This window comes from Nostoc sp. (genome assembly GCF_036916985.1).
GTDB lineage: Bacteria > Cyanobacteriota > Cyanobacteriia > Cyanobacteriales > Nostocaceae > Nostoc.
Map to the genome: position 1 here is coordinate 1 of NZ_JBALFD010000055.1, position 14,723 is coordinate 14,723.

The following is a 14,723-nucleotide window of genomic DNA, read 5'->3' on the forward strand; positions in this document are numbered from 1 at the left end:
CAGTTGAGCCTGAAACAGTTGAGCCTGAAACAGTTGAGCCTGAAACAGTTGAGCCTGAAACAGTTGAGCCTGAAACAGTTGAGCCTGAAACAGTTGAGCCTGAAACAGTTCCGTCTGAAAGTATTGAAGAACTTGGGTTAAGCCAAGGCTAGATTTTTATCATAAATCGCAAATTAATACCACAATTTGTACAACATTGATCCATCAAATTTTTTATATAAATTTAAAAGGAGATCAGCATGATAGTTATTGAGCCTGAAATTGAGCAAGTTGTTAGTTCTGGGTGGACAACCGTGATCGCTATTCTAATGATGTTCCTGTTATTTAGGTAACTCAAGTACTAGAGAGTTTGATAAAATATAGCACACCTTTGCAGGGAGAGATTACGGATACGGCAATTGCTGAACGGGCTGAGTGTATGATATTAAACAAAGGGCTGTTTATTGCCAAGCGATCGCAATTTTAGATGATGTTCTCACAGGTAATGGAAGCCCATCAATTGAAAAAAACGACATAGATGCGGGCGTTCCATTTGTGGTAATTTTTTAGCCTAAACTCATTTTTCATCAGCCCGCAATTAAGGGAATTATTTTATGACAACCGCCAAAAATAACAGCCAATATTTTCAAGATATTCGCCATCTTCATCTCATGCTTGCGCCAATTATGTTGTTACCTTTATTGCTGACAACCATTACAGGAACGGTTTATCAAATTGTTGATTTAGCAGGCAAAAAAGATGAGTTTCACTGGTTATTACATTGGCACAAAGGAGACTTTGGAATACTTAATCTAGAAGTCATTTATCCCTTCTTGAATGCTCTCGGCTTGCTTGTATTACTTTTTACTGGAATTTTTATGTGGCTTCGTTTGCAGCGTACTTCTAGAAAACAATCTATTTAGGCTTAAAGCAATGATTATTAGTCACCAATCTCAAGCGACGCAGCCCGTCGGAACCCAAAATAGCGATTCGGCAGAGCCGACGCTGCACGAACGCGTTGCAGTTTTGCTTGCAGGGTATGGTGAGGTGCAATCTTACCGCGCTCTGAGTGTTTACAACCAAGCTGCAACTAAGTATATTGCATCTCAGTTTGTGCCCATTCCAGAATGGCTATACCCTCTTGCTGGTTGGTTTCTCGCACTTCAAGATTTGTACAATTTTGGAGTCAAGCACGATCATTTCATGTCGCCCGAAAATGAGATTTTTGAGAAACAACGTCTTGGTATTGAGGAACAGTTACAACACCAATGGGGAAATAATCGGGTGCAAGTGTTCAAAGGTTTTTATTTCTGTCAACCTTTTGTGCAAGAAGTTGTAACAAATATCATTGAGCAAGGTTTTCAGAATTTGCTAATTTATCCAATGCTTGTGGTCGATTCTGCATTTACGGGCAAAATAGCTGTCGAGCAAGTCAATGAAGTGATTGCTGCAACTGCATCTGTAAATCAGCCTCAAAATTCGACCTTCAAAGCAATTCGATATATTCCAGCCTTTGCGACTGAGACTGCCTACATTGATTTAATGGTACGACGGATTAAGGAAACTCTAAATCAGCTATGCACTGGTCGCTTTTTTGAGTCTCAGATTGGGATTGTATTAACGGTTCACGGTGGCCCAGAAAAAGCGCAAGGACTTTTAACCGGGGTAATTGATGGACAAGCCCTTTACGATCGCGTCCAAGCACAGTTGCAGCATCAATATCCCCTAGTCTCCATCGGTTGGGTGAATCATGACACACCTTTCATCAATTGGTCACAGCCCGATTTGAAACAAGCCGCGAAAAGCTTGATTACAGCAGGTGCCCAAACCATTCTATTTAAACCCCTCGGATGGGTGACAGATAATTATGAAACTATTCTCGATGTCGAAGATGCAATTCAATATTTGCAGCGTCAATATCCAACGGTGACTTACACACCACTCGATTGTGTCAATGACGATCCTGATTTTCTGAAAATAGCCGCAGAATGGGCAAATCCTCACATTGAAGCAATGCTGTCAGTGCCGCAACACCACGAGCATATTCAAACTAGAAGACTTGATTTTGACTGAACTTTGAAATAGGTTAAAAACCACAGTGCGGGATTTATCCACCAATCTTTATATAACTTTATATAAAAGGATATTCCGCATTTTTTAATTTTTAATAATGCAAATTAGTTGCTCTTTACCCTTCCCTCGCAGGGAAGGGTAAAGAGCATCAAAGCCTCTCTCCTTTTAGGAGAGAGGTTTGGAGAGAGGTCAAAATGTATTGCATCCAAACGAGAAGCGCTATATTTTGTCAATTCAGAACCGGAATTTATTCATTATTTACCTGTCAGCAGTAAAGAAAGTCAATTTATTAACGAACAAACTATCGTTGCTAACCGCCTTCAATGCGATCGCAACCCAGCGCAGCAAGAGTTAGCTGACTGGATCAGATTCTCTAGTAAGGATGCTGAGAAATATCGTGACGGACTGACAACGGCAAGCATGGAAATAGAAGGATTTTCTGGCTGGGTGGTGCGAAACTTTTACAGTAAAGATAATGTGATGAAAAAGGATTTCCGAAAGAAAGGGCTTGATAAAATTAAACAGGAAGTGTTGAAGTACTCAAATATCGTTTTGAAGTACTCAAATATCGTGTTGAAGTACCCAAATATCGTGTTGAAGTACCCAAATATCGTGTTGAAGTACCCAAATATCGTGTTGAAGTACCTAAATATCGTGTTGAAGTACCCAAATATCGTGTTGAAGTACCCAAATATCGTGTTGAAGTACCCAAATATCGTGTTGAAGTACCCAAATATCGTGTTGAAGTACTCAAATATCGTGTTGAAGTACCTAAATATCAGTTAACTTCTATTGCTATAGTACAACACGGCGTAATATAGGATTCCGATTTGATTTCTGAAAACATACTGAGACTGAACAGCCTGTTTTATAAGGCTTTTCTCTGAAATCTTGTTCAAAAATCAGATGTGAGTCCTATAGATGGTTAGTCATAAAATTGTAAGTAAGGGTGACGAAGAGATGAAATGACCAATTGATTGATTTTTACAGAAATGATGGACTTGTACATTTTTAGTTACATATTGTATCGTATTCAATCAATTCATTCAGGAAATCAAACAATTGCTTGTCACCATGATACCGAAAGCCAGATTTGTTAATTAGACTCAATCAATGAGATGAAGAATACTCACAAGACTAATGAAGTCAAAAACACCAATAAGAGTAGGTAGTTGAAAGAAAGTAAAGACATTTTGGCTCTTGCGTTGCTTTTATAAAAAGTGAAATCAAATTGATACTAATTAAAGTCATTCACACGTTGATATGGGTATTCTTCAACTTTGTGATTTTCTATATGCTTTATGCCGCTATGCCTACGGCGGCAAGCTACGCACATAAACTCAAACTCTGCTTCTGGATTGGTATTTCTAGATGCTATAACCCTGCTAACTTTTCAAAACGTCTGCCCATTAACTCTGGTTTAAAATCTCCAAAAAAAACAATTAAAAGCTCAAAAAACTTGAGTATAGCCAATGTAACCGCACTGACATAAGAGCTAAAATTAATTTTTAGAACACGCTATGCAATCTAGATATGAGTGAGGAAAGAAGTGATGAAAATTGCAATTGAAAATGCATTTTTTGGCGAAAATTGTGCTGAAACAGAGCTTACTGAAAGACTTTGTATCGCAGCAAAAAATCTAGGTTGGGAAGCGATCGAAGTCGCAACATCATCTGAAATCAAGCAATTTAAACCTGATTTTGTATTGGCACTTCACTTCAAGACAGCAAAAATTGCAGGATTTCCAACTTATGGTTGTATGTGGAATCCTCCTGATTTTTTTGAACAGTATCAAAACCACGTCAAGCAAGGAAAAGTTAAAGCAAACATTTTGAGTTACGATGGTTATCTGTCTTCATCACCTCAAATAAATACTTGGTTGAAAGATACATTATATGCAACTAACAAAAAGTCCTTCATAACACCATTTTATACTAGTTGCCATCAAGTTACTTACCAAAAGCCTAATTTGGAAAATCCTCACTTAGTTTATGTAGGCATTAATTGGGATGGATTACGTTTTAAAGAACTATTTCAATATCTAGACACTAAAGAATATATGGAGATATATGGCCCACAAGACGCTTGGAAATACTTAAATCGAGCGTATAAAGGCTCGATTCCATTTGATGGAGTAAGCCTTTTGAACGTTTTGAATCAAGCAGGGTTAGGACTGTGTTTACACAAAGAAGAACACTGTAAAGCAGCAGTACCATCCATGAGAATATTTGAAATTGCGGCTTCTGGTGCAGTGGGAATATGCGAAGAACATCCTTTTATAAAGGAAGCCTTTGGTGATTCGGTATTTTATATAGATTCTCAATTAAGTCCTTTAGAAAAAGTTACCCAAATATCCAGATATGTCCGATGGATTCAAAATAATCAGCAAGAAGCAATAGAAATGTCTGCGCTTGCACATCAAATTTTCATGGAAAAATATAGCTTAGAGAACTTGTTATTATCTTTAGTTCCACACCATCAAAAATTAATTAGAGAAAAAGGCTTTGTCACATCAGTAGATGATAATAAGGCAAATAACAAGCATGTTGAAATAATTGTAAGAACAGGAGATAGAAATGAAGAAACTGTTAAGCGTTGTTTAGACAGTATTGCCAGTCAGGTTTACAGCAATATAGGTGTGATAATAGTTAACTACAAAAAGCTAGAGTATTTAGATGCTCTGATAAAAAAATATGAAGGTAAATTCCCGATAAAAGTTATCAGATCACAAATTTCCGGTTTTAGAAGTACTCAAATTACAGAAGGCTTAAATGCTGTTAGTTCCGAATATTTCGGAATATTAGATGATGATGATTTAATTCATCCTAACCACGTTTACTCTTTAGTATCTCTTCTAGAAAAATTTGAGGATGCAGGAGTTGCATATTCAGGAGCTATTCGGGTTTGGGAACAAGGCAACAGTGAAGTCAATAAAGGTAATAGATTAGAATTAGCTAGAGAAGAAACAACACTAGCACACTTCGAGCCATTTGATATTAACAGAATTCTAATCTTTGATAATTTTATCGCATCTAATAGCTTCATAGCAAGAACGTCTTTATTGGATGAAGAATGCAAAAATGATCCTGAGTTAAAAGTAGCAGAGGATATGTTTTTACTATTAAATTTTTGTAGGAAAACAAAATTTATTTTTAGTTATGAAGCAACTTGCGAATTTTATTGGCGATATTCTAAAAAAGACAACTCTACTTTTGAAACCGAGCAAATTTGGAACGAAAGTAATAAACGTCTAAAAAATATGTTTTGGAAAAAAGAATTTTCTTCATCTAAACATATTATGTCTAATGCCGAGATTAATTCAGGTTATAATTACCAAAATTTGGATGTACAAAAATTGCAGATACAACTAGAATATAGTACAAAAATTATTAAAGCAATGGAAACTAGTAAGTTCTGGCAATTAAGAAACATTTGGTTTCGTATTAAAAAAGCACTCAGAATTCCTACAAACAATCAGTTAATATAAATAGTCGGTAGGCGATCGCCAAGTGGTATCCCAGGTAAGACGTTTATAACGTTTTCTCACTCAACCTTTCTTTTCCACTGCCTAGTTTACAGGTTTGACAGGCAAATTAGTCGAATTAGACGATGTACTAGAAGGATGTGAGCGTATTCTCAATGACGAGTTTTTTGAGATACCAGAGCGATCGCTTTACATAATCGGCTCAATTAATGAAGTCGTAAAAGCACCAGAGGGGAGCAAAAAATTATGACCTCCACACTATCAGAAATGCGGCTCAAAGTTGTCTTACCCAACAAAATCCTGATCGAAACAGCCGCGATCAATGGCACTAGGAATCTGGCTCGATTTACGATTTCCTAGTCAGTTCTCATGGACATTAGCCCTGATGCTAGCAGGTTTAACCATTGGTTAGTTGATTGTATGGGAATGGGTATTGCAGGAGCAGAAACGTATGGCAAGAACTCAACCACCTGATGATTTTCTTTCATATCCAGCCGATTCTCCGAACCAGGAAGAAGGAGAATAACAATTCAAAATTCAAAAATAACCTGCAATCGAGAGGTCACTAATGCCAACTACAACAGACTTCAAAGACTACTATGCCATTTTGGGAGTAAGCAAAACCGTAACCCCTGAAGAAATTAAACGGGTTTATCGCAAACTTGCCCGCAAATATCATCCTGACCTCAATCCTGGAGACAAAGATGCAGAAACAAAGTTCAAAGAACTAAACGAAGCGAATGAAGTACTCTCCGATCCAGAGAAGCGGCAGAAGTACGATCGCTTTGGTCAGCACTGGAATCACCCTGGTTACACTGAAGCGCCGACACCTAGCGGAACTAATGCTGGGACGGGCGACTTCGATCAGTACGGCGATTTTGATTCGTTTATCAACGATCTGCTGGGTCGATCGAGACGTAAAACCCCCACTGGTGGCTTTGATGATTTTAATGGGGGATTTCGTTCTCAAGCTCCTGCACCGGATACTGAAGCTGCGATCGCCCTCACATTTTCTGAAGCATTTCACGGTGTCCAGAAACGGCTGCAACTCGACGAGGAAACCATCAACGTCCGTATTCCCGCAGGTGCAAAACCAGGCAGTCGAATTCGGCTCAAGGGTAAAGGTCTTCCTAGTCCGTTCTCTCAACAGCGCGGCGATTTATATTTAACTATCGAGGTCTTAACTCATCCCTTCTATCGATTTGAGGGCGATAACCTCGTTTGTGACATTCCCATTCGCCCCGATGAAGCGGTTTTAGGGGCAGAAATTAGCGTCCCTACTCCTGATGGTAGCGTGACGATGAAAATTCCCAAAGGAGTGCGATCGGGGCAATCGCTCAGACTGCGCGGCAAAGGGTGGACATTGCCAAAAGGGGGACGAGGTGACTTATTTGCCAAACTTCAGATTGTCACGCCGCAAGACCTGAGTGCGATCGAGCAAGAATACTACGAAAAAATCCAGGCAAACACTAGCTTTAACCCACGTACCCAGTTAGAGGAAATTAAATTATGACCAATATTTCTTTAGGTTAAAGAGCAAGCAGATTTATCTGTGGAATAAATCAAAAATCCGAAATCTAAAATTCTCAAGCTCCTAGATTTATCTGTGGGTCAATCCAAAATCCAAAATCTAAAATCTAAAATTGTATGACTTTCAGCCTTTCAAAAACCGTGGTTTCCCTCGAAGGTGAGCAACTTTACAGCTTTGAATATGCTGCGTTAATCACTAAGACTTCGATGACGCTGGTGAAGTTTTATGTTGAGTTAGGCGTAATCGAACCCATCGGTGATTTGCTGCATTCCCGCGAGATTGCGCGAATTGCTCAGATTCAACGCTTGCGTCGAGATTTGGGGCTAAACTTAGTCGGAGCGGCAATGGTGCTAGATATGACGACTGAAATTGCCCAATTACGGGCACAGCTAAAGGTGTATCAGTCTCATTCATATTCATAACTTCCCAATTTAGATAAGTAGCGACGAATTTAAACATCCCAACTTTTCCAGTACCAAAGCGATCGCTTCTATTGATTAACCCCAAAAAAAATCAAACCGATGAATCCCCAACTCTCCACGTTTTGGAGCTTATCTTATGAAGACGTTAAGCCAGTCTCCCAATTCATCCAAAAAACCTAAAACGGGATCTAGCCAATCTGTAGACTCATCCAAGGCGCTAATTGATATCGCTCAACATGATGTGGATGGAGTTCTGCACTTATTTGACACTTCTTTGGAAGGGCTGACTGAGACTGAAGCCAAGCAGAGGTTAGGGAAATCAGGGCTAAATGAGATCGCTCGTGAAAAAGCGATCGCGTGGTATGTCCAACTCCTAAAAACGGTGACTAATCCCCTCTCGCTTTTACTTATTGTTCTGGCGACAATTTCACTGTTAACTGGGAGTCCGACAGCTGCCCTCATCATTTTTGCGATGGTGATTTTCGGTGGGTTACTGCGCTTTTCACAAGAATTTCAGTCGAACAAAGCTGCCGAAAAGCTGCGGGAAATGGTGAGCGCAACGGCAACGGTGAATCGCAAGGATGCCACACCGAAAAAAGAGAAGGGAATAACAGCAGGAAAGGAAATTGCCGTAAAGTTGCTGGTTCCTGGTGATGTCATCTTTCTTTCAGCCGGAGATATGATTCCAGCTGATGTCAGGCTGATTGCGACGAAAGATTTATTCCTCAGTCAGTCAACCCTCACCGGAGAATCTCTACCCACTGAAAAACACGCAGAACTCCTGGATAAAAAGGAGAAAAACCCACTAGAGTTAGTCAATCTCTGTTTTATGGGTACGGCGGTAGTCAGTGGTTCTGGAACAGCCGTTGTCGCCGAAACGGGTAGTCATACTTATCTAGCATCACTGGCGAAAACCGTTAGCGGACGCAAACCACGCACGAGCTTTGACAAAGGTGTGAATGGCGTGACTATGTTGCTGTTGCGCTTTATGCTGGTCATGGCTCCACTAGTCTTTTTGATCAATGGGGTAGTTAAAGGCAATTGGATCGAGGCATTCACCTTCGCTTTATCTGTGGCTGTGGGATTGGCTCCAGAGATGTTACCTGTGATTGTCACGGCAAATTTAGCCAAGGGGGCAATTACCATGTCTAACAAAAAGGTGATTGTCAAAAACATTGATGCAATTCAAGATTTTGGCTCCATGAATATTCTCTGTACTGACAAAACAGGCACTCTCACCCAAGATAAAATCGTTTTACAGAGGCATTTAGATCCCTACGGTCAAGAAAGTACAGATGTCCTCAAATATGCTTATCTTAATAGTTTTTACCAGACTGGCTTAAAAAATTTATTGGATATCGCCGTTCTCGATCACAATCAAGAACTGGCATCTTTAGACATTGAGAAAAACTACCAGAAATTTGATGAAATTCCCTTTGACTTTGTGCGTCGTCGCATGTCTGTTGTCGTCGAAGAAATGGGAAAACAGCACGTCCTAATTTGCAAAGGTGCTGTTGAAGAAGTCCTCAAAGTCTGTACCCAACTCAAAGTTAATGATCAGGTTTTGCCAATCGATGAGTCAGTCCGCACCAAGGTAGCCGATTTACAACAAAAGCTAAACTCTGAAGGGTTACGGGTAGTTGCGGTGGCATACAAAGTCATGCCAACTGATCAATCACATTACGCCATTACCGATGAGAGTGATTTGGTTCTGTTGGGCAACATTGCGTTTCTCGATCCGCCTAAAGATTCCGCAGCCCAAGCAATTAAAGCACTCAAACGCAATGGAGTTGAGATAAAAATTATCACCGGTGATAATGAAATCATTACTCGTAAAATCTGCAAAGATGTTGGCTTACCTGTCCAAAAGGTTTTATTAGGTAGCGATATTGACTCTTTATCAGATGATGAATTAGCTTCATCTGCTGCAACCACAACTATTTTTGCTAAATTCTCTCCCACTCAAAAAGCTAAAGTTATTCAAGTGCTGCGAAAAAAAGGCAATATTGTAGGATACATGGGAGATGGTATCAATGATGCAGCTGCTCTGCGGGAGGCTGATGTGGGCATCTCAGTTGATACCGCAGTTGATATTGCCAAAGAGTCGGCAGACATCATTTTATTAGAAAAAAACTTGTTGGTTCTGGAAGCTGGAGTCATTGAAGGTCGCAAAACGTTTGCCAACATCATTAAATATATCAGAATGGGCACTAGCTCTAACTTTGGCAATATGTTTAGCGTCTTGGGTGCGAGTGCTATTCTGCCATTTTTACCGATGCAGCCAGTGCAGATATTGATCAATAATCTCCTCTACGACTTTTCGCAAACTGGCATCCCCTTTGATGATGTGGATCGAGAAGCCCTAATCAAGCCACCGAAATGGAAAGTTGATAATATCCGGCGATTTATGATCTTCATCGGCCCGGTTAGCTCTATTTTCGACTATTCCACTTATGCCTTGATGTGGTTTGTCTTTGGGGCAAACTCTGTAGACAATCAAGCTTTGTTCCAAACGGGTTGGTTTGTAGAAAGTCTGATGACTCAAACACTGATTGTCCATGTGATTCGCACGGCTAAAGTACCTTTTTTCCAGAGTCGGGCTTCTTTACCTATGCTCACGATCACCGCCACTGTGATGGCAGTCGGAATGTATCTGCCATTTTCTCCGATCGCACCCGATTTAGGGTTTGTTGCTTTGCCAGCCGTTTATTTTCTCTGGTTAGCTTTAATCCTAACTTGCTATTGCGTATTGACTCAATTTGTGAAAACTTGGTTCATCAAGAAATATGGATATACCTAACCCAGATTTCTCACAAATGAGAAAAAAACACTTGGATTAGCCAGATTTAGAATACGTTCTACTTACTACCCATTTTTGAGCTTCGATAATTAGCTATTGATTTTCAGTTAAAGTTGGTTTTGTCAATGCGTAAGTCCTATTTTATTTGCACTATAGGACTCATACTTGATTTTTGAACAAAACTCAGTACACCTTTATTCCTTCTTCCCAGTCCCCAATCCCTTACCTCTACGAGTGATTCAGAAATCAAAGACGCTCGATAGCGCAGCGTTAGCGACGCAGGAGCATCTGACTCGCTACCGCTTCGCTATCGGATTGCTATAATATTCAAAAATTTTCCGCAAAAGATTCTAATTGAGGATGTTATGTGGAAAAATTCTATATAATAATCACCTAATTTTAGGTAGTTATCGCTAGGTAGTTATCGCGCGGTTGGTATTTTACAATTGCTTATCAACGAACCCGTCACCACCGCTTAAACAACTTACTGGAGAAAAATACATGAGTACAATCAAAGTCAAAGACGGGACAGAGATTTACTACAAGGACTGGGGCAGTGGTCAGCCCATCGTTTTTTCGCACGGCTGGCCTCTATCAGCCGACGATTGGGACACCCAGATGATATTCTTCTTGAGTCACGGCTATCGTGTTATCGCTCATGATCGGCGAGGTCATGGACGCTCGAACCAAGTCAGCGATGGACACGATATGGATCACTACGCCGATGATCTTGCCGCACTCACCGCGCATCTTGATTTAGAGAATGCCATCCATGTCGGTCACTCAACCGGCGGCGGGGAAGTCACACGTTACATAGCACGCCACGGCGAGAGTCGTGTCGCCAAGGCTGTCCTTATCAGCGCAGTGCCGCCACTGATGGTGAAAACCCCCACAAATCCCGGCGGTCTGCCCAAAGAAGTATTCGACGACTTCCAAGCGCAGGTGGCCACCAACCGGGCGCAATTTTATTGGGACGTGCCTGCTGGGCCCTTTTACGGTTACAATCGTCCGGGCGTGAAGGCATCCCAAGGGGTGATTGAGAATTGGTGGCGCCAAGGCATGATGGGCGGGGCTAAGGCACACTATGATGGCATCGTGGCTTTCTCTCAGACCGACTTCACGGAGGATCTGAAGAAAATCTCAGTGCCGACCCTGGTGATGCATGGCGATGATGACCAGATTGTACCTTATGCTAACTCCGGCCCGTTGAGCGCCAAGTTGGTGAAGGGCGCGATATTGAAAACTTACAAGGGTTTCCCGCACGGTATGCCGACGACGAACGCAGACCAGATCAATGCCGATCTCCTAGAATTCATTCAGTCGTAGACGCGAACTGCGCCTCTTGCTCAGGTAAGGCTTGCTGCTGCCACCCCAAAGTGTCTAACAAAGTGATGAAGCAGACGGGCGAGGGACTTTGGTGAAGTGCCTAAAGTTGCCTGTAATGTCTGCTGTTGACAGCCACGGTCGGGCAACAGCGATGCGTAGTGTGATGTGACTTAAAGGAAAAGTTTGCCATCGCGGCAAACTTATACTGAAATAGGGATTTTCAGACCATCTTGCCTGAAAAAACACATATCTCGGCTCAATGCCTAGAATTGTAGAATCGGATGATAGGAAACATTGATTAGTGAATCACGGTAGCCAGTCCTGAAAGTCGCACGCCCAGATTTAACAGAGAGGTGCCCCGGATAATACCGGGCATCGACTCTACCAAATATAGCCAAACTCAGCGATCGCACCGCTTATTTGTAAAACTTTACTCATATTTATAGAAATATTTGATCCTTGCAGTTATAAAATTTAGGAATGCAAGCGGCAAAGTTCAGGTATAGTTCTCTACCGCTTGCAATATTTGCATACTCTTGAAAGCATTGCCTTACAATGCTTTCAAGTACCACTTGCCAATGTTAAGTAAAGGCGGTGGTGAAGTGGTCAACACTAACAAGGAAAGAAAGGTATTGAAGAACCTTTTCTTTTAACTCTTAACTTTTTTGATACCGCATCCCTGGTAGTTGTGAAACGAAACCCATAAGTTCTAACTGTAATAAAGCACCGGAAACTGAGCCAGCAGCCATACCGGTTTGTTGGACAATAAAATCAAAGGGTAAAGGATCATTTGCGATCGCATCCATTATCGTTTGCAATTCTGGCGATAAAGTTGGCAAACTTAACTGTTGTGGTGCTATTGAAGCCTCAATTCCATCCAGTTGTGGTATTGCTCCTAGCATTGTTAACAGTTCGTCTAATTCCTTAAGAATGAAAGTTGCTCCCTGACTCAATAACTTTAAGCACCCTTGGGATGGATAATCGTCCAATCTTCCAGGTAAGGCATAGACATCTCTACCAAATTCATTGGCGTAGGTAGCAGTAATTAGGGCACCTGATTTTAATGGCGCTTCCATTACCAGGATGGCGCGGCTTAAGCCTGCAATAATTCGGTTGCGACGGGGAAAGTGAGTGCGATCGGGTGGGGTTTTTGTGGGGTACTCACTCACAACTAAACCAGCCGTCAAAATTTGCTTATACAAATCCCGATTTTTATGTGGATAGATGACATCTACACCAGTTCCCAAAACTGCGATCGTCCTTCCACCTGCTTTCATGGCGGCGATGTGGCTTTCTGTGTCAATTCCCTCTGCCATCCCAGAGACAACTGTAAAGCCATTTTTCGCCAAAGCTGTACTAATTTGCCGAGTCCAACGGATACCATATTCTGAGGGTTGGCGGGTTCCGACAATTCCAACCATTGGTTTTTGTCCGAGATTTTCTTGGAGTTCGACTTCACCGCGATAGTATAAAATTGGCGGCGGACTGGGAGTTTCTAGCAGTAAGCGGGGATAATCTGCATCTGCTGGTGTCCAGAAATGGGAATTTTCCTGCTGGTGCTGAATGAATAGTTGTTCTGGGTGCAAACGCGATCGCTGTTGTACTACTTTTTCTAGTGTTTGAAAACCCAAACCTTCCACTTCTCCTAACTGTGCTTTGGTAGCCTTCCAAGCGGTTGCCAGCGTACCAAAATGCTGTTGCAGTCGTCGCAGTAACACCGGGCCAATCCCTGAAATTTGCGCCCAAGCTAGCCAATATGCACCTTCTTCTACCACCGTTCCATCCTCACGCCTACTGGATTGAGTATTCCCAAATTAGGGTTGGCTGTTGATGGCGGGGTGGAGTTAAGGCAAGAGACGCGATGAATCGCCGTCTCTACTTCTGCTTTTTCTTTCCCAATTCCCCTTGACTTTTGACTCTTGACTCTTGACTATTAACTATTGACTATCTCTTTTTTGATCTTTTGTGATGAAATATTTTTATCGTCTTTTAATAAGCCTATCTGGGTGCTTAATATTTTTACTGGTGCATAGTGTGCCTAGTTTGGCAGCCGAAAAGATTGTTTTCAGATACGGATTGTTTGAGCAATCGGTTCCGGTGGCAGATATACGCAACTATGACGAGACACAAAAGGCTTCTAGCGATTTGCAATCTTTCCTAAATTACCTCAGCCCTAAGGAGAAACAGAAGTTTCAAGATGCTCTGAAAGTGAAAATGTCTCTTGATATTGCGGCTTTAGATAAGCTGATAAATACAGGAATGGGCAAGCAAATTTTATCTTTTGCTTCTGGTGCGATCGCTCGTCGCGATCAAGCCAGTACACAAGCGCTACGATCTGCAATTATTGTAGGAGCAAAATCACCAGAAGGTCTGGGAATAACTAGCTTTCTAGAAGCTTATCCCAGCAGTCAATTAGTTGTTGATGTGTCAAAAATTCAGAAGCTAGTCGGCATGGCAAATTTATCTTCTGGTTCTGATAACGCACCGCCGAAAGACGACGTAAGTTCTTCACCTTTAGGGAAAATTGCCCTGCAATATCAGATACTCGCTGCCCAAGATAAACAGTTCTCAGGTTGTTTATTTGGCGATTCTGTTTCGGCTGAACTTGGCAATACTCTGGGGAATGGTACTTTTAATTTTGGGTTAAATGGTCTGAGTACAATCTCATTAGTGGAACAACTGAAAAGTCTAATTCCTACCAAGGTTAAATGTGAAAAAGCGATTATTGCTATAGGTGGAAATGATGCTTGGTATGGGATTAGTGATGAGTTGTTTACCAAAAATCTGCAAGAGGCGATCGCACTTATCCGCACAATGGGAACTAAAGAAATTTTTCTGATTCCAGCTTTTTATTCAACAGTTGCAGCCAGCTTAGATCCAACTGTATCAGCGCCGCTTCCGAAAGTTGAAAAAATTAATGTTCTGATTAATCAAGTTGCTGAAACAGAAAAAGTGCCAGTTGCAGCAGCAGGACTAGCACCATTATATGACAATAATGTTCTTAAAGAAAATTTAACCAGTGATGGCGATCATCTAAATGCAGAGGGCCTGAAAATTTATCGGGAAGCATTATTGCAAATCTTGGGTAAGTAAGACAATTTTGGATTT

13 protein-coding genes are annotated in these 14,723 nt (G+C 41.3%); 12 read left to right on the plus strand and 1 reads right to left on the minus strand.

Features of this window, described 5'->3' with window-relative positions:
- The first annotated feature begins 414 nt into the window (after positions 1-414).
- The 11 genes from V7L07_RS18950 (at position 415) to V7L07_RS18995 (ending at position 11,615) form a co-directional block, all read left to right on the plus strand.
- Entirely contained in the window at positions 415-549 is a 135-nt protein-coding gene (locus V7L07_RS18950) for a hypothetical protein (protein WP_335060393.1), read from the plus strand.
- Between the two features lie 44 nt (positions 550-593).
- Positions 594-902 carry a hypothetical protein gene (locus V7L07_RS18955; RefSeq protein WP_335060395.1) on the plus strand — a complete coding sequence of 103 codons (309 nt, stop codon included), beginning with the start codon at positions 594-596 and terminating at the stop codon, positions 900-902.
- 10 nt (positions 903-912) lie between these two features.
- Positions 913-2,052 (plus strand): ferrochelatase, encoded by a 1,140-nt coding sequence (locus V7L07_RS18960; protein WP_335060397.1) that lies wholly within the window; start codon positions 913-915, stop codon positions 2,050-2,052.
- Positions 2,053-2,160: 108 nt separating this feature from the next.
- A complete protein-coding gene (locus V7L07_RS18965; protein ID WP_335060399.1) occupies positions 2,161-2,838 on the plus strand; it encodes a hypothetical protein in 678 nt (225 codons plus the stop codon).
- 766 nt (positions 2,839-3,604) lie between these two features.
- Positions 3,605-5,539 carry a glycosyltransferase family A protein gene (locus tag V7L07_RS18970; RefSeq protein WP_335060401.1) on the plus strand — a complete coding sequence of 645 codons (1,935 nt, stop codon included), beginning with the start codon at positions 3,605-3,607 and terminating at the stop codon, positions 5,537-5,539.
- Between the two features lie 94 nt (positions 5,540-5,633).
- Positions 5,634-5,786 carry a hypothetical protein gene (locus V7L07_RS18975; protein ID WP_335060403.1) on the plus strand — a complete coding sequence of 51 codons (153 nt, stop codon included), beginning with the start codon at positions 5,634-5,636 and terminating at the stop codon, positions 5,784-5,786.
- A 72-nt stretch (positions 5,787-5,858) separates the two neighbouring features.
- A complete protein-coding gene (locus tag V7L07_RS33510) occupies positions 5,859-5,948 on the plus strand; it encodes an AtpZ/AtpI family protein (protein ID WP_442936068.1) in 90 nt (29 codons plus the stop codon).
- Positions 5,949-6,104: 156 nt separating this feature from the next.
- Positions 6,105-7,049: a DnaJ C-terminal domain-containing protein gene (locus V7L07_RS18980; RefSeq protein WP_335060405.1), complete on the plus strand. Its 945-nt coding sequence runs from the start codon at positions 6,105-6,107 to the stop codon at positions 7,047-7,049.
- Between the two features lie 134 nt (positions 7,050-7,183).
- Positions 7,184-7,489: a chaperone modulator CbpM gene (locus V7L07_RS18985; protein WP_334775162.1), complete on the plus strand. Its 306-nt coding sequence runs from the start codon at positions 7,184-7,186 to the stop codon at positions 7,487-7,489.
- A gap of 136 nt (positions 7,490-7,625) precedes the next feature.
- Positions 7,626-10,289, plus strand: a complete 2,664-nt coding sequence (mgtA, locus tag V7L07_RS18990; protein WP_335060407.1) for a magnesium-translocating P-type ATPase — start codon at positions 7,626-7,628, stop codon at positions 10,287-10,289.
- 501 nt (positions 10,290-10,790) lie between these two features.
- A complete protein-coding gene (locus V7L07_RS18995; RefSeq protein WP_335060409.1) occupies positions 10,791-11,615 on the plus strand; it encodes an alpha/beta fold hydrolase in 825 nt (274 codons plus the stop codon).
- Positions 11,616-12,271: 656 nt separating this feature from the next.
- Here V7L07_RS18995 and dprA read toward each other — a convergent pair.
- The gene (dprA, locus tag V7L07_RS19000) at positions 12,272-13,390 is read right to left on the minus strand and encodes a DNA-processing protein DprA (protein WP_335060411.1); all 1,119 of its coding nucleotides are present in this window, start codon (positions 13,388-13,390) and stop codon (positions 12,272-12,274) included.
- Between the two features lie 259 nt (positions 13,391-13,649).
- Between dprA and V7L07_RS19005 the strand changes: the two genes are divergently transcribed.
- Positions 13,650-14,708 carry an alpha/beta hydrolase gene (locus tag V7L07_RS19005; protein ID WP_335060413.1) on the plus strand — a complete coding sequence of 353 codons (1,059 nt, stop codon included), beginning with the start codon at positions 13,650-13,652 and terminating at the stop codon, positions 14,706-14,708.
- Positions 14,709-14,723 lie beyond the last annotated feature (15 nt).

Excerpts from the sequence above, each read along its gene's own strand:
- V7L07_RS18955 (WP_335060395.1), top strand. The coding sequence starts at position 594 with ATGACAACCGCCAAAAATAACAGCCAATATTTTCAAGATATTCGCCAT.
- V7L07_RS18960 (WP_335060397.1), top strand. The coding sequence starts at position 913 with ATGATTATTAGTCACCAATCTCAAGCGACGCAGCCCGTCGGAACCCAA.
- V7L07_RS18970 (WP_335060401.1), top strand. The coding sequence starts at position 3,605 with ATGAAAATTGCAATTGAAAATGCATTTTTTGGCGAAAATTGTGCTGAA.
- V7L07_RS33510 (WP_442936068.1), top strand. The coding sequence starts at position 5,859 with ATGGCACTAGGAATCTGGCTCGATTTACGATTTCCTAGTCAGTTCTCA.
- V7L07_RS18980 (WP_335060405.1), top strand. The coding sequence starts at position 6,105 with ATGCCAACTACAACAGACTTCAAAGACTACTATGCCATTTTGGGAGTA.
- V7L07_RS18985 (WP_334775162.1), top strand. The coding sequence starts at position 7,184 with ATGACTTTCAGCCTTTCAAAAACCGTGGTTTCCCTCGAAGGTGAGCAA.
- mgtA (WP_335060407.1), top strand. The coding sequence starts at position 7,626 with ATGAAGACGTTAAGCCAGTCTCCCAATTCATCCAAAAAACCTAAAACG.
- V7L07_RS18995 (WP_335060409.1), top strand. The coding sequence starts at position 10,791 with ATGAGTACAATCAAAGTCAAAGACGGGACAGAGATTTACTACAAGGAC.